This window comes from Sulfuricaulis sp. (assembly GCF_024653915.1).
GTDB lineage: Bacteria > Pseudomonadota > Gammaproteobacteria > Acidiferrobacterales > Sulfurifustaceae > Sulfuricaulis.
Genome location: NZ_JANLGY010000014.1, coordinates 36,976 through 54,017, shown reverse-complemented (window position 1 = coordinate 54,017; position 17,042 = coordinate 36,976). Strand labels below are relative to the sequence as shown.

Below are 17,042 nucleotides of genomic sequence, written 5' to 3'. Positions count from 1 at the left end.
TGGGCAACACCTCGGACGTCTACGCCGTCGTCAAGGCCGGCGGCAAGCTCCACGTGGCCAAGCAGAACATCAAGGTCACGGCGGGCGGGTGTGGGGGTTGACCCTCATAACGGCTAACGAATACTTCTGAGGAAAACGACATGGCAGACATGCAGACTAAAATCCGGACCAAAACCCAAGGCGGCGTAACCGACGTCCTGGTGCTGGTTGACCATCCGATGGAAACCGGTCAACGCCCGGACCCCAAGGACAAGGACAAGAAAGTCCCGGCGCATTACATTCAGAAACTGAGCTTCTCCCTGAACGGCAAGGAAGTCGCCTCCACCGATCTCGGCCCGGCGGTATCGAAAGACCCGCTGGTCGGGATCAAGCTGAAGGGCGCCAAACCCGGCGACAAGATCAAGGTCACCTGGAGCGACAACAAGGGAGAAAGCGGCAGCGGGGAAGCCACCGTCGGCTGAACGAGGAGCGTCGCTTTATCCGGTCCGTGAATTCACCAAAAGGAGAACCCGCGATGAAAAAAATTTTACTACTTCTGGCTGCTCTGGGTATTGTCGCTGGAACCATGCCAGCAGTACTGGCCGATCCGGCTACCGACCTGAAGCAGTTCCAGGCGTTTTTCAAGAAAAAATTCCCCACCGTTCCGTTCGATGAATTCTCTAACGGCCTTTATGCCCTGCCAGGCCTGGAGGTATACCGCGAACAATGGGAAATGTTCAATGAATTTCCACCCTACGAGCTAGGACTGTCTCTGGGCAAAAAAATGTGGGAAACACCGTTCAAGAATGGCAAGAGTTTTACCAGCTGTTTCAAAAACGGGGGTAAAAATATCGCCCAAGGCTATCCCTATTGGGACGAGGCCACGCAAAAGATCCGCACCGCGGAAATGGACTTGAACGACTGCCTGAAAAAAAATGGTGAGCCCGAATTCACCGATCTCGACAAGAATCAGGGGGCGCGCGTCAAGCTGGCCGAGTTGACCGCTTATTTCTACTCGTTGTCCGCGGGTCAGCGCGTCAAGATTGATATTTCCAGCCCCGGCGCCGTCAAGGCCTACGAGGAGGGCAAGAAATTCTGGTGGTCGCGCCGCGGCCAGCTCAATTTCGCATGTTCCAATTGTCATATGGATCTGGCGGGCAAAAATTTTGGCGGCAACCAGCCGCTCAGCGCCGCGCTCGGCCATACCACGGCCTGGCCGGCCCAGCGTCTGGAATGGGGCCGCCTGGAGACCATCCATCAGCGCTATAAAACCTGCAATTCACAGGTGCGCGCCAAGCCCTTCAAGCACGGCGACGAGATCTATAACCATCTCCAGCTTTACGAAACCTACATGAGCAGCGGCCTGCCCTTGACGGCGCCGGCCATGCGCAACTAGGAAAACCCGGATGTACTAAAACCCGGCGCGAGGTAACGCCGGGTTTTCTTTTCCGGCAGGCGCGGAATACCAGATTGCCACCGGGCGTCTTAAAACCCATAACGAAACCAATTCAAACCACGGGGAACACGGGGAAAGGAAAGATTAAGAATGGCTCTCTGTTTTTCCGGTACTTTTCACTCCCCGTGCTCCCCGTGGTTTAAGACTCTTGGAGTAAATCAGACAATATGAGCCTATCCCGACGCGAATTCCTGCAAATGCTGGCCATGGGAGCGGCAGCCGGTCTCATATTCGAAGACGGTTTGAACGGCCGCAAGGCGTATGCCAGCAGCAAAAAACCGGTCGATCTTTACGATGTCGCGCCATTCGGGAATGTCACGCTGCTGCACATGACCGATTCCCACGCCCAACTCATGCCCACCTATTTCCGCGAGCCCAACATCAATATCGGTGTCGGCGCCGCTCATGGAAAACCGCCGCACCTGGTCGGCGAGGCGCTGCTCACGCACTTCAACATCGCGCCGGGCTCCATCAAAGCGCACGCTTTCACTTATCTCGAATTTGAGGAAGCCGCGCGGCGTTACGGCAAAATCGGCGGCTATGCGCACCTCGCGACGCTGGTGAAGAACCTGCGCGCCAGCCGTCCTGATCGCACACTATTTCTTGATGGCGGCGACACCTGGCAGGGATCGGCTACGGCACTGTGGACCAAGGGACAGGACATGGTGGACGCGCAGAAACTGCTCGGCGTGGACATCGCCACCGGGCACTGGGAATTCACTTACGGGGCCGAACGCGTCAAGGAAATCGTCGACAAGGACATGAAAGGTCAGATCGAATTCCTGGCACAGAATGTCTACGACGCTACCTGGGGCGAGCTGATATTCAAGCCTTATGTCATTCGCGAATTAAATAAAGTGCCAGTAGCCATCATCGGCCAGGCATTCCCGTACACGCCGATTGCCAACCCTCGCCACTTTGTCCCGGATTGGACCTTCGGTATCAACGACGACCACATGCAGAAAATGGTCGACGAGGTTCGCAGCAAAGGGGCGCAGGTCGTCGCGGTGCTGTCGCACAACGGCATGGACGTTGATCTCAAGATGGCCCGCCGCGTGCGCGGCATTGACGTCATTCTCGGCGGGCACACGCATGACGCCGTTCCAGCACCGTCACTGGTCAAGAATGCTGGCGGCAAGACGCTGGTCATCAACTCCGGCTCCAACAGCAAATACCTGGCGGTACTTGATCTCGATGTCAGGAACGGCAAGGTGGCGGATTATCGTTTCAAAATGCTGCCGGTTTTCGCCAATCTGCTCCCGCCCGATCAGGAAATGGCCACCTACATCGAGAAAGTGCGTGCGCCGTTTGCGGACAAGCTAGGCGAAAAACTCGCTGTAACGGAGGGGCTGTTGTACCGACGCGGGAATTTCAACGGTACCTTCGATCAGCTTATTATCGACGCGCTGCTGAAGGTGCAAGGCGCTGATATCGCTTTCTCGCCCGGTTTTCGCTGGGGCACCACGCTGCTGCCGGGCGACCCGATCACGATGGAAAATCTCATGGATCAGACCGCGATCACCTACGCCACCGCGACGGCCAACCATCTCACCGGCCAACAGATCAAGGTCATCCTGGAAGACATCGCCGACAACCTCTACCACACCGATCCCTACTACCAGCAGGGTGGCGACATGGTTCGTGTCGGCGGTCTGGAGTACACGCTCGACGTCGCCGAGAAACACGGCAAGCGTATCCAGAATATGGTGGTCCGGGGCAAGCCGCTCGATCCCGGCAAAAAATACAAGGTCGCCGGTTGGGCCAGCGTTCAACCGATCGAACCTGGCAAGCCCGTATGGGACATCGTCGCCGAATATCTGCGCTCTAAAAAATCCGTCCGCATTGACCGCCCCTATACCCCGCGCCTGAAGGGCGTTTCTGGCAACCCCGGAATTGCGGTGTAACACCTGCCAGGCACGAATCGGCACCACCACCGATGGTGGTATACGCTAATCGCCCTGATGTAGAATGTGCCGCTTTTATCGGCCCAAGGGGTTCTCAACGATGTCCAGGAAGCACCCGATCATTGCCATCACCGGTTCGAGCGGTGCCGGCACCACCACCGTCAAGCGCGCCTTCGAGCACATCTTTCGGCGTGCGCAAATTAATCCGGCCATCGTCGAGGGTGACAGCTTTCACCGCTATAACCGCGTTGAGATGCGCGAGGCGATGAAAAAGGCCGAGACCAGCGGCAATCACAATTTCAGTCACTTCGGTCCTGAGGCCAATATATTCGCCGAGCTGGAAAAACAGTTCAAATCCTACGGCGAGACCGGCGCGGGCAAAAAACGCTATTACCTGCACAGTGACGGCGAAGCGGCGGAGCACAACAAACGCCTCAACATCAGCCTCAAGGCCGGCGAGTTCACTCCGTGGGAAGATATTTCGCGCGGCACCGACCTCATGTTTTACGAAGGACTGCACGGCGGCGTAGTGGACGCCAAGGCCAACGTGGATGCTGCCAAATGGGTAGACTTGCTTGTGGGCGTGGTGCCAATCGTCAATCTTGAGTGGATACAGAAAATTCACCGCGACACCGCCGAGCGCGGCTATTCGGCCGAGGCGGTAGTGGACACCATTCTGCGCCGCATGTACGACTACGTGCACTACATCACACCGCAGTTTTCACGCTCGCACGTGAACTTCCAGCGCGTGGCCGTGGTGGATACCTCCAATCCCTTCATCGCACGCGATATTCCGACCCCCGATGAGAGCATGGTGGTCATTCGTTTCCGCGACCCCAAGAAGGTCGATTTCCCCTACTTTCTGAGCATGATTCAGGGATCGTTCATGTCCCGCCCCAATACCATCGTCGTACCCGGCGGAAAGATGGGCTTTGCCATGGAAATCATCCTCACCCCGCTAATCCAAGAACTGCTTGAAAACAAAAAGAAAGCCTAGGCCCCTCCCTTCCCTCATTAATTGAAATTTGCGCCAATTTGGCGCGAATCTTGCTGCTATCTTTATGTTATGAAAAAGAAGATTCCCGTTCAGGATCTTCGGCACGGCATGTATGTGTCCGAGCTGGTGGGTCGCCATTGGCGTGATACAAAGTTCCTTTTTCAGGGTTTCGAAGTTCAATCGGACGATCAGATCGAGGAGATCGGTCGTTACTGTCAGCACGTTTACGTTGACACTGAACAGGGGCATAGCGTCTCATCGAAGCCCCGCCCTTCCGCCAACGTGGCGCCAGCCTTGACTGTTCCCAAGGAACAGAAAGAGCATGTCATCATATTCGAAAAGGTTCTGGAACGGTTCACACCGGGACACCAGCGTCCCCCGCGATACCAGGACGTCACCGTGCTCGAGGAAGAAATCGGACACGCTCGGGAGATCGTGACCGAAACCCGCGAGGCCGTCTACGGCATCATGGGCGATGTGCGCCTTGGCCGCAGTATCGACACTAAGGCGGCCAAGAAGGTTGTGGCCGATATGGTGGACAGCGTCATCCGCAATCCGGACGCGCTCATGTGCCTCAACCAGCTCAAGGACAAGGACGAGTACACCGCGCTGCACAGCCTGCGGGTCTGCATTCTGGCGCTGGCCTTTGGCCGGCATTTGGAACTCTCAGACGAGGAGCTGAATCTCCTCGGTATCGGCGCGTTGCTGCATGACATCGGCAAGATGAAAGTTTCAAATGACATCATCAATAAACCAGGCAAGCTCACCGAGGAGGAGTTCGCCCTCATGAAGAGCCACGTCCCTCATGGAGTGAGTATCCTCGAACAGACGCACGGCATCGCTTCCGCCTCCATTGACGTCGCCCGCTACCATCATGAACGTTACGCGGGCGGGGGCTATGCCGTCGGTTCCAAGGGAGATCAGATCGGGCTCTTCGGATCCGTCGGGGGCATTGTGGATTGCTACGACGCCATCACCTCGGATCGTTCTTACCACGCCGGGCTATCGGCGCACGAGGCGCTCACGAAAATGTACTCTTGGCGCGGCCGGGATTTCCAACCGTTGCTGGTGGAGCAGTTTATCCAATGCATGGGCATCTACCCCATCGGCAGTGTTGTCGAACTCAGCAATGGCAGCATCGGGGTGGTGGTCTCGATCAACCGTGCGCGCCGCCTGCGACCCAAGGTAGCCATGGTACTGAACTCGGACAAGACCCCGTTTACACCGTCCAGGGTCATCGACCTGATGGAGTATGCCAACGAAAAAAGCAGCAGCAAGCTGGAGATCCGCAAGGTCCTTCCGCCGGGCGAGCACGGCGTCATACCCACCAAATATATCCCCATGGGCGCCTGAGACATGGGCTCATCTGACTCAGATTTGAAATAAGCTGTTGTCACCGCGTTCGACGACTGGCGCATCAAGCGCACGCTGCGCATAATACCCACCTCATCTGTACAGGACATTGTCCTTGCGCTTTATACGGTAAATCACAGGAGAGTATTGGATGAGCGACGCTCTAAATTATCTGGTCAGCGCCCGCCCCGAGGCGATGAAGGCCTACCTGAAATTTCTCAAGGAAACGGGCAAATCGCTCGATCCCAAAACGCGTATGCTGATCACGGTCATCACCAAGATCGCGGTCCAGACCGAAGGTGGATTGCGCCAGTATCTTCCACGCGCGCTCGACGCCGGCGCCACACCCAGCGAAATCCTCGACGCCATCTTGCATGCCTTCCCGGCGCTCGGGCTGGCCAAAATCGTGTGGGCCGTCGACATCCTGCTCGACATGGATATTCCGGAATTCCGCGCTGAGAACCTGGGCGCGGAAAAGCGCTGGCACGATGTTAAACCGGCGGATCAGATTCCGGATGGTAAAATCACCTACAGCGACAGCGACGGCCGCAACCTGTTCATCTACCGCGCCAACGGGGAGTTCCAGGTATACGACAGTCGTTGCCCCCATCAGGTCACCAATATTCCGCATCTGGCGCTAGAGGGTTTTCGTCTCACCTGCCCCAAACATCACTGGGCCTTCGACATCAAAACCGGCGAGTGCGTGGAAAAAGGCAATCGCCCCCTGAAACGTTTCGAGACCAAGGTTGAAAACGGTCGACTCTACGCGCGCTGGTAGGGGCCATTCCGGCTGGACGGCTACGGCATGACGGGATATTTCACCATCGAAGAAATAACCGCCCAGCTCCGGAACGTCCGAGCTCGCGGAAAGTGTCGTTACGAGGAAAAACGCAGCCCTCTGACGGAACTGGTACAGCAGGACATCGCGCGCATGATTTGCACCGCCAGCGACACCAATTATTTCAGTTATCTCATCGCCAAGCGCGGCGAGCTGGCACTGGTTATTGGCATGCGCGGCGATCTGAAAAATCGCACCGTTACCCTCGAGCTCATCCGGCATCGCCAGCGAATCGCCTATTTTTCCTATAGCGACCCGGCGCTGAGTATTCAGGACCTGCGGCGGCGCCAAAGCATGGCGGATCGCCAAGGACACAGCGCCCTGAAAATTCTGTCCGACCAAGGCTCACTACCTCACCTGATTGCTATGCGTGCCCTGCTCTACGAGAAGCTGCCGTCGAAGGAACGCGTGCTTACGCTGCTGGCGAATTAAGCGGCCAGGAACGGAGAATCTGGTAATGCGCACTGTCCGCGAACGTGTGCGATTGCACGAGGTGGAATTGGTTTATTTCCCACGGATGGCGTTCAATGGAATACGACGGCACACAAGGACGCAACTTACGCGAAAGCGTCAGGTGCGCGGCATAAGGACGTTTCTCCGCTCGATAGCCACAGGCACCCAGTCCGGTATTCAAAACCTGCACCAGCCCTGACAACGGTTCCGGCGACTGTCCCGGCCCCACCCACAGGATGCCCGATTTCGGCCAGCAACCCATCTGTTCCAGGGCCAGCATAAAAGGCTCAACACGAACCGCCGAGGCCGTCTGTTCAGCACACCCCCGAAACGATGCGCCGACGGAACCCAGAAGGGCCAAGGTCAGATGAATGTTTTCCGGCACCACGCGCCGAACAGATCCGTCACGAAGAACGTTACCCGCAAGCCGATACAGCTCTTGGCTCAATTCGATCGGCGGCCACAGCGCAAAAAACAATCGCGGTATTGGTGCTGTGGAGGATGGCGTATCGGCAGGAGTCATCAATAATATATGCGAACTCGGGAGAGCTCATGCAAAAATGGTGGGCCGTGGCAGATTCGAACTGCCGACCAACTGGTTAAAAGCCAGCTGCTCTACCGACTGAGCTAACGGCCCGCGTGGGAAGGGAAAAAACAGGAGGGCGGCATTATCCTGAGGCCACGTTACCCTGTCAAACCGGATAACGAGGAAAAAGCACTGCTCGGGAAGTTAGGGTTTTAACGGGCCGCGGGCAGCAACTTCAAGTCTGACAGCGACAATCTCAGCGCGCGGAAGAAGCCTTGCTCATCCATCAAGTAGTACTCCATCTTCATGGTAAGCGCAGCGCCGAAAATGATCGTGACCAGAGTAATCACCGAACCGAGCGCCAGCGTGGACATGCCGGTGACGCCCTGGCCGATGGTGCAGCCCAGCGCAATAACGCCGCCAAAACCCATGAGCACGCCGCCGATGACATGATTCACCATGTCTTCGCGCGTGCTGAAGGTTTCAATGCGGAAAGTACCGGACAACACGGCATACAGGAATGAACCGGCGATGACACCGAGCACGGCGGCGACGCCAAAATTGATCGTCGATCCGGTGTAGGTCATCAGATAATTCAAATTCTCGCCTACCGGGGCAACAAAGGTGAAGGATTCCAGGCGCACGGGTTCAAACTCGTCAAAGCCAATCTTGCCGGTAATGTACCAACCAGCGACGACAAGCAGACCGACGCTGAACCCGGCAAAAAGATTCCAGTAGCTTTTGAGAAACTCACTGCTCGCCAGTGCATACAAAGTGAATCCGAGTCCCACAACCGCTGCCACCACCCATCGTACTACCTGCATGTCAGCAATGCCGGTGACAGACTGGATCAAGGTCGGAAGACCCTGGCTGGACAGGTTGCGCGCAGCAAGATCCAGATTGGTAGTCTCAATGACATTGATGCGTACGGGGGCCAGCAGTCCGCGTAAGGTCATGTAGGCTGTGATGCCCATCAGCAACATCACCACCAGCGATTTCAGATTACCGCTGCCAACCCGCACCAGGGTACGTTGGCCGCAACCGCCACTCAGGGTCATGCCGACACCGAAGAGAAACCCGCCGAGGGCGTGACCCAGCCAGCCGAAATTGGCTGTGAGATAGATGGATTGGCCCAGATCGATAAATCCCCATGCCTGCAATAATTGCGAACCGATGATGGCGACGCCGATGGCGAGGAACCACGCCCGCAGCCGGTTCTTGTCGTCCATGTTGACCCAGTCGCTGACCGCCCCCATGGTGCAGAAATTGGTCTTGTTGGCGATGGCGCCAAACACCACCGCCGCCAGGAAACCCCACAGCGCCACGTTATGAATGTTACTCAATTCCATGGAAACCCCCGTCTGCCACCTTGATTCATGAAAAACTTTGGACTGTCAGAGACGTTACCACACATCACTTTATTCCTGACAACCCGGGCATGGGATTATTTTGCGTCGTATTCGCGTCTAGCGCCATACTCACCCGTGAGTACCAGCGTATTACTCGTGGCATTCTGACACAGGCAGATAGCGCTTCCCCCGGAAAAAACAGGATAGTAAAATCAACATTTAGTCGTTTACCATGAGGTACGCCAATGCCGACATTTGATAAAGAACTGGACACCACGGGACTCAACTGCCCCATGCCCATCATGAAATGCAAGAAAATGTTGCAGTCATTGACAGCAGGACAGGTGCTGCATCTGCTGGCGACAGACCCCGGCACCCGCAGCGATATCCCGGCGCTGGTCAACAAGACCGGCGATCAACTTGTCGAAACCAGCGAAGAAGGCGGAAAGATTCACTTCTATATCAGGAAGGCGTCTTAGAACCGATACAAAATGAATTCAAACCACGGGGGACACGGGGGGAAACATAAAAGGTAAGAATGGCATTCCCATTTTTTCTGAGTACTTTCACGCCCCGTGCTCCCCGTGGTGATAAGTCATTTCATAACCAGGCGTGAGCCGTGTGCTTCTCCACCAAGTCAACGAAATCGCCGTAGCTGGCAATACCAACATCCTTGATGAGGTTTCCAAGGCCGCGCGCCTTCAGGTCTGCTTCAATGGCATAAACCGCATTTTGCTTCACGACCTTTTCAATCAAGGACGATTTCGCCGTTCCTGCTGACGCCGCGTACACGCCGTCCTCCAGCAACAGGATGACATCGCCCTTCTGCGCCACGCGCAGGCAGTCCTCCAGCGAGCTGTTTTGAAATGGGGACTTGTTGACGGTATGGAGCATGGGGATTCCTAGAATGAAGCGATGGCGTGCTGTGCCGCCATCATTTTGGCGATCTCGGCGCTATCCAGCACCTTGGGCCGGATGGGCGCGTCGGTGTCGTCATCCTTGCCGATCGAGATGATCGCGTCCTCCGCGATATTGCGATCCTTGAGCGATTGCCGGTCCACGTAAACGTTGGTGACCTCCCAGTCCACGAGCGCACCGAGCGAGGCCATGAAGCCCTTGATGCCGAGCCCTTTCGTGTCCTGCCCCTTCTGCAGCGCCAGCACACCATCGTCAAGGAAAACCACCGAGAGGTCCATGTCGTAAGTCGCGAAGATGAACATGACCTCGACGGATTCCTGCACGTAAATGCTGCCGTGCGGCGCCCTGCGCACCGTCACCATGACCTTTTTTCCCGTCGCTGCCATGAATTGTGTCTCTGTGTAATCTGAAAATCAGTCGCCAAACGTCACAAACCGGTCGCATTCATCGATCATGCTGGCCAGCTGCCCCAGTCCCGAAATGCGGATATTCGGCACCAGCACCTCGTTGGTGATGCCGCGGCGTTTGGCCGCGGCGACACAGACGATCATGTCGATGCCGGTTGCGCCCAGCTCCGACCAGCGTTTGGAGATATGCCGGTCGTCCTGCGGCGGGTCCATGAGCCTGGTGGCGTTGTACACGCCATCGTCGTAGAAGAAGATACCGCGGATGGTATGACCCTTGGCGAGAGCGGCCTGAATGAAGTTGTAGGCGCTGTCTGAGGCTTCGTGATTGTAGGGACCTTCCTGAATCAGTACTGATATTTTCATTCTTGCTCCGAAATATTTGAATCGTGCTCAGTACTGCTCAGGAGACTACTCCCCTCAAAAGGGTAGCTGAATATTGCCAAGAAAGAAGGAAAATTCCAAGGCCCGCGATCATCGCTAGTGAGCGGGGTCGGCCACTTCTGCCTCGGCAAACCCTTGCGCGCGCAAGCGGCAAGCATCGCAGCGTCCACAGGCCAATCCGGATGCATCTGGGTCGTAGCACGACAGCGTGAGCGCGTAATCGACACCCAAACGCGTGCCGGTGCGAATGATTTCATGCTTGCGCATATTCATGAGCGGTGCATGCACATGAAAACCCTTTCCTTCCACCCCCGCCCGGGTCGCCAGGTTGGCCAGGCTCTCGAAGGACCGGATGAATTCCGGACGACAGTCCGGGTAGCCGGAATAATCCACGGCGTTGGCACCGATATAAATATCCGACGCGCCCAGCACCTCGGCCCAGCCTAGCGCGATCGAAAGAAACACCGTGTTGCGCGCCGGTACGTAGGTGACGGGGATTCCCGGGGATGACACGTGCGGCACGGCGACGCGAGTGTCAGTCAGGGCTGAACCGCCCATCCAGCCGATGTCGAGCTTGACGATGCGATGTTCCACCGCGCCCTGCCTTTCGGCTACACGACGGGCGGCTTCAAGCTCCACCCGGTGTCGCTGCCCGTAATCGAACGTAAGCGCATAACAGCGCGCCCCGGCGGCCATGGCCAGCGCCAGCACCGTGGCGGAATCAAGACCGCCGGAGACCAGCACCACCGCCCTGTTGCCGGCCTCAGTGTCCGCGGGCATCGTTCCAGAGAATCTTGTGCAGTTGTATCTGCATGCGTACCGGCAAGTGATCCTGCAAAATCCACTCAGCCAGATCAGTCGGGCTCAGTTGCCCATGACAGGGAGAGAACAGCACCTCGCAGCGCTGATCCAACTGATGCTCGGCAAGCTTGGCGCAGCTCCACTCGTAATCGACACGATCGCAGATGACGAATTTCACCTGGTCCTTGCGGGCGAGATGCGGGATGTTGGTATAAAGATTGCGACGCTCTTCGCCGGAGCCAGGTGTCTTGAGGTCCATCACGATGCTCACGCGCGGGTCGATACCGGCAATATCGATCGCACCACCAGTTTCAATCGACACTTCATAACCACGGTCGCACAGCGCCGCAAGCAGTTCGCGACAGGGACGCTGCGCCAGCGGCTCGCCGCCCGTCACGGTCACGTAGCGCGGCGTGTGTTCATCGGCGCGTTTCAATATATCTTCGAGCTCCATCCACTGCCCGCCATAGAAGGCATATTCGGTGTCGCAATAGCTGCAACGCAGCGGACAACCGGTCAGACGAATAAACACCGTGGGGTAGCCCACGGTGCGGGCCTCGCCTTGCAATGAATAAAAGATTTCCGTGATGCGCAGCCGGTCGCTGGCGGAGGAATCCGGCCGAAGGGTTACAGCGGTTGTCTCCGATGGCGGCACAAACTAATGCCCCTGTTTCTTCATCTTCGCCAGCCGCAGTTCCGCCGATTTGGCCGCGAGTTGGCCGGGGTAACGCGCGACCACCTGATTGAGATGTTCACGCGCCTTGACCCACTCACCGAGTTCATAATGGCTGTAACCGATCTTGAGCAGGGCATCCGGTGCTTTCGGGCTCTTGGGGTGCTCACTCATGAGTCGGGTGAACTCCGTCAGCGACTTGCGAAAATCACGCGTGACGTAATAGGCCTCGCCGAGCCAGTACTGAGCGTTGTCACGCAGGGCGCTTTGCGGATATTTCACGGTGAAATCACGAAAGCCTTTGGCGGCACGATCGTATTTTCCCTGTTTCATCAGGCTGAATGCCGCGTCGTAATCTTTCTGTTCCTGTGCCGAGGCGGCCTGCCCGGCAGGACCCGGGGGGGCACTCTCCGCTGCCGGGGCCACCTCAGGCGCTGTCGGGGAAATGCCACGACGCTCCAGCTCGGTGACCCGCCGGTCAATATCGGCCAACAGATCGCGCTGTCGCGCCTTCAGGCGCTCGATCTCGTTGGCTTGCACCTCGACCTGACCCCGCAGGTTGCGAAGCTCCGTCTGCAGCGTTTCAAGCTGTTGCAGAAGATCGGCCAGCACCTCACGCGAGGGCGAGGTGGCAGAGGCTCCTCCGACACCCATCTCCACTACCGGCGGTAAATTACGTCCACCCGATGCCGCATCCGCCGCCCACGCCGGCGCGAGCAGGCCGGTAAGAACCACCCCCACCGCCCACACACCGACATGCCGGGGATGCCGCATGATCATTAACCTGACTTAGTAGCCGATCTCGGCGCGGCGGTTCTGACGCCAGCAGGACTCATTGTGCTCCTGGCACAGCGCTTTTTCCTCGCCATAGGAAACCGTTTTGATACGATTGCCGGCAACGCCGAGCACCTTCATCATCTTCTCGACGGACTGCGCGCGCCTCTCACCCAGCGCCAGATTGTATTCACGCGTGCCGCGCTCGTCGCAATTGCCTTCGAGCGTCAGCTTGAGTTGCGAATTGGCCACGAGATGGGCGGCATGCGCCTCAATGATGGCGCGCGCCTCGTCATCGATAGAGCTGCTATCAAAGGCGAAATGCACGCGCCGCTGAGACAGAAGCTCGGCACGTCTCTGCTTTTCACGATCGGACAGGCCAGTACCTGCCGTGCCGGACTTATCACCGGCAGGCGACGTCTGTGCCGAGGTCGCGCCTTTTTCATCCGATGAGGGTTTGACGGCTTCGTCGCTGGCGCATCCGGCGAGTGCGAGAGCGATAACCAGCGATACAGCGAGATGTTTCCTGTTTTTCATAACTTACTCCTTATATTGCAGTTCACGATTGTAAGGCGACCAGGCGGGCTCACGTACATCACCCTCCTCTAACTTGAACAACTGACGCACGCGCCCGTCGGCGGAAACCGAGGCCAAAACGCCGCGGCCCCTCACCTCGGTGGCATAGATAATCATACGCCCATTTGGCGCAAAACTGGGCGATTCATCGAGTGAAGTCTCCGTCAGTATCTGCATTGTACGTTTGTCCACCTGCAGCGTCGCGATGCGGAAGCCCCCCTGGCTGCGACTAACGAGCGTGATGGACTTCCCGTTCGCGGCATAGGAGGCACGGGCATTATAATCCCCATCAAAAGTCAGGCGCTCCGCTGAGCCGCCGGAAGCGCTCATTCGGTATATCTGCGGCGTACCGGCACGATCGGAAGTAAAAATAATATCACGGCCATCAGGCGACCAGGATGGCTCGGTATCGATGGCCGGATCATGGGTCAATCGTCTGAGCGTGCGGGTATCAAGTTGCATCGCATAAATCTCCGCATTGCCATCGCGTGACAGCGTCAGCGCCAGGCTCCGGCCATCCGGCGACCACGCCGGCGCCCCATTGATACCAGAAAATTCAGCGGCCATCTCCCGCCGGCCGTCCATCATGTTCTGGATATACACCTTCGATCGCTTGTCTTCAAAAGATACATAGGCCAGACGTTTGCTATCCGGAGACCAGGCTGGCGACATCAGCGGCTCGGGAGTACGCACCACCGTCTGGGGATTAACGCCATCCGAGTCCGCCACTTGCAGCTTATAGACCGGCTTCACACCGGGCGGTTCCTCGCGCGTCACATAGGCGATCCGGGTGTTGAACGCGCCAGGTTCGCCTGTAATTTTCTCGTAAATAATGTCACTGATCTGATGCGCTACCGAGCGCAGCATTTCAGCCCCAATGATATAACGAAAGCCGGCGATTTGGGACCCCTTGAAAACATCATAAAGTCTGAACTGCACCTGGAATTTTCCCGGAGCCACCTGACGCACGCTGCCAATCACCAGGGCCTCGGCCTTGAGGATGCGCCAATCCTTGAACACCACGTCCTTGTCCTCGCGTGGTAATGAAATAAAATCCTTGCGCGACAGCACGGCAAAGTAGCCACTGCGCGCCAGATCTGACTCAATCACGTCAGATATATTCTGCGGCAGCGGAGCAGCGCCGTCCCAACCGAATGGCACGATGGCGATGGGCGTGCCGACATCCACGCCACGCGTAATTTCGATAGTTAGCACGGCGTGAGCAAAGACAGGGCACGCCACTAATCCCAGCAGGGCAATAACTTTGGCAATAAGTCGCATCAAGTGTCCAGTTTCCTATTCCTCGGGATTGAACAAAAACTCAATTTCTCGGAAATTATTAAACAAGGTCGGATCCTCCGGCAAAGGCAAGGGCGCGGCCTTGTAAACAGCGTTTTCCACCGAACGATCAAAAGTCGCGTTCCCGCTGGAGCGTACCACATTGGCCGACAACACCTCGCCACCCGGCGCCAAGCGCACACTCACCACACACTTAAGACCTTTCGCCACACCCATCGGCCGGTTCCAGCTGCGGCTGACACGCTGACCAATCAGCGATCGGTACTTATCGACCTCGGAGGCCGTGCGCGCGGTATGCGCTGCTTGTTGGCGGGCCTTCTCTTCCGCCTCCAATTGCTCCTGAAGCGATTGCTCGGTCAGTTTCTGCCGACGTTTTTGCTCGTTCTTGCGTTCATCGTCCGCCGCGCGCTTTTGCCTTTCCTTTTCCTCGGCTTCCTTTTTCTTGCGCTCCGTAATCAGACGCTGCTGCGCTTGTTCTTCATCCTGCTTTTTTTTCAGCTCGTTCTGACGGCGCTTGTCGGCTTCGCTCTTCTGCTGCGCCTCATTCTCCTGGGCACGTTTCTTGTCCTCTTCTGGATGGCGTATCGGCGGTTCTGACACGGCCGTGGCCTGTATCACTTTCTCCGAGGAAGGCGAATCCACCGTCCAGCGGAAACCGATGATGGCGAGTCCGATTATCACCGCGTGCACCAGCACGGCATATATAATGGCCCGGACCCTCCCGGGATTGTGACGTAAGGTTCTCGGCAACACGCTATTTTCCAGGCGGCTCGGTCAGCAGCCCCACACTCGACGCGCCCGCAGACTGGAGCAAGGTCATCGCTTTCACAACTTCGCCATAATTCGCTGTCCGGTCGCCACGAATCAATACCGGCGTTTTTGGTCTCAATTTCAGAATGGCCGCTACTTTTCTGCGCAGCTCTTCGGATGCGATGCGCCGGTCATCGAGATAATAACTGCCTTCGCGATCCACCGTCACCACCAGCGTTTCCTGGTCCTGGGATTCAACCGGTTGTGAAGCTGCTTTCGGCAAGTCCACTTTCACGCCCTGGGAGAGTAACGGAGCAGTTATCATGAAGATCACGAGCAGCACCAGCATGACATCGATGTAGGGCACGACATTGATCTCGCTCATCAGTTTCTTGTGGCGCTTGCGGTAAGGCACCATGTCTAGGCCCTTGCCGCGTAGGCCTGGCGCTGGAGAATGCTGGAAAATTCGTCCATGAATATCTCGTAGCGCGTCACCAGCCGTTCCACCTTGTTGGAATAACGGTTATACGCAATCACCGCCGGGATAGCGGCAAACAGGCCGATGGCCGTGGCGATCAGGGCCTCGGCAATGCCCGGAGCCACATGCGCGATGGTGGCCTGCTGCACCATGCCGAGGGAACGGAAGGAATTCATAATGCCCCAAACGGTACCGAACAGGCCAACATAGGGGCTGGTCGAACCGACCGTGGCCAGAAACGAAAGATGCGTTTCCAGATAATCGATTTCGCGTGACAGCCCCACGCGCATGGCACGCTGCACGCCCTCGAGGATATCCATGGGCTCGATCTTGGTCTCCTGACTGAGACGCTTGTATTCACGGAACCCCTCGACAAAAATGCTGGCCATGCCGGTGGCATTAGCGTCTTTCTTCGACTGCTCGGTAAACATCTGATTGAGATTGGCGCCGGACCAGAACTTGGCTTCGAAACGGTCGGCCACCGATCCGGCGGATTTAATCGCGAACCATTTGCGGAAAATCATGGTCCAGGAAAGCACCGAGGCCACCATCAGGAGCAGCATGACCAGCTGCACCGGCAGCGAGGCGTGCTGGATGAGTGACAACAGTGCAATCCCTTCGTTCGTGGTTATGTCCATGCTTTAAATTCCTGCGTCGATTTTTGATCCCATGCCTTCCGCAATCGGTCGTGGGGTAAACGTGGCGGCATCGAGACAGGCCACTTTCACTTCGCCTTCACAAAGTGTGAGTTCTTCGCGCCGGATTTCCTGGGCAAAGGTGATGCTGGCCTTGCCGCGCCGATTCACCCGCACCGTTGCCTGCAACAGATCGTTGAAACGGGCCGGCTTCAGAAATTCCAGTCGGGCGGAGCGCACGGCAAACAAGACACCGTCGCGGCGCAAAAGTTCATCCTGCTCGAAGCCCAGAGCACGCAGCCATTCGGTGCGGGCCCGTTCCATGAATTTCAGATAATTGGCGTAATACACGACATTGCCTGCGTCAGTGTCTTCGTAATACACACGAATCGGAATCGAAAAAACAGAACCCATGTTAGTTTTCACCGCAAGAACGCCAAGAGCGCAAAAAAATCCTGTTAATCCGAATATCTTCCGCCTTTGCGCTAAACAATA

Annotated in this window: 23 protein-coding genes and 1 tRNA gene; 9 read left to right on the top strand and 15 right to left on the bottom strand. The window is 57.0% G+C overall.

The features are described from left to right. The 8 genes from NUV55_RS13830 to NUV55_RS08390 all read left to right on the top strand — a co-directional run. Positions 1 to 101, top strand: a 101-nt coding sequence (locus tag NUV55_RS13830; RefSeq protein WP_367280307.1) for a thiosulfate oxidation carrier protein SoxY, incomplete at its 5' end; no start/stop codon positions are given. A gap of 39 nt (positions 102 to 140) precedes the next feature. Continuing rightward, entirely contained in the window at positions 141 to 461 is a 321-nt protein-coding gene (soxZ, locus tag NUV55_RS08420) for a thiosulfate oxidation carrier complex protein SoxZ (RefSeq protein ID WP_296672015.1), read from the top strand. 53 nt (positions 462 to 514) lie between these two features. Further along, positions 515 to 1,375, top strand: a complete 861-nt coding sequence (soxA, locus tag NUV55_RS08415) for a sulfur oxidation c-type cytochrome SoxA (RefSeq protein ID WP_296672014.1) — start codon at positions 515 to 517, stop codon at positions 1,373 to 1,375. A 227-nt stretch (positions 1,376 to 1,602) separates the two neighbouring features. Continuing rightward, positions 1,603 to 3,339 carry a thiosulfohydrolase SoxB gene (soxB, locus tag NUV55_RS08410; RefSeq protein ID WP_296672012.1) on the top strand — a complete coding sequence of 579 codons (1,737 nt, stop codon included), beginning with the start codon at positions 1,603 to 1,605 and terminating at the stop codon, positions 3,337 to 3,339. Positions 3,340 to 3,439: 100 nt separating this feature from the next. After that, positions 3,440 to 4,336, top strand: a complete 897-nt coding sequence (locus NUV55_RS08405) for a phosphoribulokinase (protein WP_296672010.1) — start codon at positions 3,440 to 3,442, stop codon at positions 4,334 to 4,336. Positions 4,337 to 4,405: 69 nt separating this feature from the next. Next, a complete protein-coding gene (locus tag NUV55_RS08400) occupies positions 4,406 to 5,689 on the top strand; it encodes an HD-GYP domain-containing protein (protein WP_296672008.1) in 1,284 nt (427 codons plus the stop codon). A gap of 151 nt (positions 5,690 to 5,840) precedes the next feature. Beyond that, positions 5,841 to 6,467, top strand: coding sequence for a Rieske 2Fe-2S domain-containing protein (locus NUV55_RS08395; RefSeq protein WP_296672006.1), 627 nt, complete (start codon positions 5,841 to 5,843; stop codon positions 6,465 to 6,467). Positions 6,468 to 6,494: 27 nt separating this feature from the next. Beyond that, positions 6,495 to 6,959, top strand: a complete 465-nt coding sequence (locus tag NUV55_RS08390) for a hypothetical protein (RefSeq protein WP_296672005.1) — start codon at positions 6,495 to 6,497, stop codon at positions 6,957 to 6,959. Here NUV55_RS08390 and thpR read toward each other — a convergent pair. The 3 genes from thpR to NUV55_RS08375 all read right to left on the bottom strand — a co-directional run bounded on the left by thpR (position 6,940) and on the right by NUV55_RS08375 (position 8,855). Beyond that, positions 6,940 to 7,503, bottom strand: a complete 564-nt coding sequence (gene thpR / locus NUV55_RS08385; protein WP_296672003.1) for an RNA 2',3'-cyclic phosphodiesterase — start codon at positions 7,501 to 7,503, stop codon at positions 6,940 to 6,942. The genes NUV55_RS08390 and thpR overlap by 20 nt on opposite strands. A gap of 38 nt (positions 7,504 to 7,541) precedes the next feature. After that, positions 7,542 to 7,617 (bottom strand) — tRNA-Lys (locus NUV55_RS08380). 101 nt (positions 7,618 to 7,718) lie between these two features. Further along, complete coding sequence (locus NUV55_RS08375) at positions 7,719 to 8,855, bottom strand: YeeE/YedE family protein (RefSeq protein WP_296672002.1); 1,137 nt, start codon at positions 8,853 to 8,855, stop codon at positions 7,719 to 7,721. Positions 8,856 to 9,100: 245 nt separating this feature from the next. Between NUV55_RS08375 and NUV55_RS08370 the strand changes: the two genes are divergently transcribed. Further along, positions 9,101 to 9,334 (top strand): sulfurtransferase TusA family protein, encoded by a 234-nt coding sequence (locus NUV55_RS08370; protein ID WP_296672000.1) that lies wholly within the window; start codon positions 9,101 to 9,103, stop codon positions 9,332 to 9,334. A 121-nt stretch (positions 9,335 to 9,455) separates the two neighbouring features. Here the strand turns inward: NUV55_RS08370 and tusB are convergent, their stop codons facing one another. The 12 genes from tusB to ybgC all read right to left on the bottom strand — a co-directional run bounded on the left by tusB (position 9,456) and on the right by ybgC (position 16,961). Beyond that, positions 9,456 to 9,749 (bottom strand): sulfurtransferase complex subunit TusB, encoded by a 294-nt coding sequence (gene tusB, locus NUV55_RS08365; protein ID WP_296671998.1) that lies wholly within the window; start codon positions 9,747 to 9,749, stop codon positions 9,456 to 9,458. Between the two features lie 8 nt (positions 9,750 to 9,757). After that, complete coding sequence (locus NUV55_RS08360; protein WP_296671996.1) at positions 9,758 to 10,159, bottom strand: DsrE family protein; 402 nt, start codon at positions 10,157 to 10,159, stop codon at positions 9,758 to 9,760. A 27-nt stretch (positions 10,160 to 10,186) separates the two neighbouring features. After that, positions 10,187 to 10,543, bottom strand: coding sequence for a sulfurtransferase complex subunit TusD (gene tusD / locus NUV55_RS08355; RefSeq protein ID WP_296671994.1), 357 nt, complete (start codon positions 10,541 to 10,543; stop codon positions 10,187 to 10,189). 114 nt (positions 10,544 to 10,657) lie between these two features. Next, entirely contained in the window at positions 10,658 to 11,341 is a 684-nt protein-coding gene (gene queC / locus NUV55_RS08350) for a 7-cyano-7-deazaguanine synthase QueC (protein ID WP_296671992.1), read from the bottom strand. Further along, the gene (gene queE, locus NUV55_RS08345) at positions 11,325 to 12,017 is read right to left on the bottom strand and encodes a 7-carboxy-7-deazaguanine synthase QueE (RefSeq protein ID WP_296671990.1); all 693 of its coding nucleotides are present in this window, start codon (positions 12,015 to 12,017) and stop codon (positions 11,325 to 11,327) included. Before queE ends, queC begins: the two co-directional genes overlap by 17 nt. 3 nt (positions 12,018 to 12,020) lie before the next feature. Further along, a complete protein-coding gene (gene ybgF, locus NUV55_RS08340) occupies positions 12,021 to 12,809 on the bottom strand; it encodes a tol-pal system protein YbgF (protein WP_296671989.1) in 789 nt (262 codons plus the stop codon). A 15-nt stretch (positions 12,810 to 12,824) separates the two neighbouring features. Next, the gene (gene pal, locus NUV55_RS08335) at positions 12,825 to 13,346 is read right to left on the bottom strand and encodes a peptidoglycan-associated lipoprotein Pal (protein WP_296671987.1); all 522 of its coding nucleotides are present in this window, start codon (positions 13,344 to 13,346) and stop codon (positions 12,825 to 12,827) included. A gap of 3 nt (positions 13,347 to 13,349) precedes the next feature. Further along, the gene (tolB, locus tag NUV55_RS08330) at positions 13,350 to 14,666 is read right to left on the bottom strand and encodes a Tol-Pal system beta propeller repeat protein TolB (RefSeq protein ID WP_296672020.1); all 1,317 of its coding nucleotides are present in this window, start codon (positions 14,664 to 14,666) and stop codon (positions 13,350 to 13,352) included. 15 nt (positions 14,667 to 14,681) lie between these two features. Continuing rightward, the gene (tolA, locus tag NUV55_RS08325) at positions 14,682 to 15,437 is read right to left on the bottom strand and encodes a cell envelope integrity protein TolA (RefSeq protein WP_296671985.1); all 756 of its coding nucleotides are present in this window, start codon (positions 15,435 to 15,437) and stop codon (positions 14,682 to 14,684) included. Between the two features lies 1 nt (position 15,438). Then, entirely contained in the window at positions 15,439 to 15,852 is a 414-nt protein-coding gene (tolR, locus tag NUV55_RS08320; RefSeq protein WP_296671983.1) for a protein TolR, read from the bottom strand. A 2-nt stretch (positions 15,853 to 15,854) separates the two neighbouring features. Next, positions 15,855 to 16,550 carry a protein TolQ gene (tolQ, locus tag NUV55_RS08315; protein ID WP_296671981.1) on the bottom strand — a complete coding sequence of 232 codons (696 nt, stop codon included), beginning with the start codon at positions 16,548 to 16,550 and terminating at the stop codon, positions 15,855 to 15,857. A 3-nt stretch (positions 16,551 to 16,553) separates the two neighbouring features. Beyond that, on the bottom strand, positions 16,554 to 16,961 hold the full coding sequence (gene ybgC / locus NUV55_RS08310; RefSeq protein ID WP_296671979.1) for a tol-pal system-associated acyl-CoA thioesterase: 408 nt from the start codon (positions 16,959 to 16,961) through the stop codon (positions 16,554 to 16,556). Between the last annotated feature and the right edge of the window lie 81 nt (positions 16,962 to 17,042).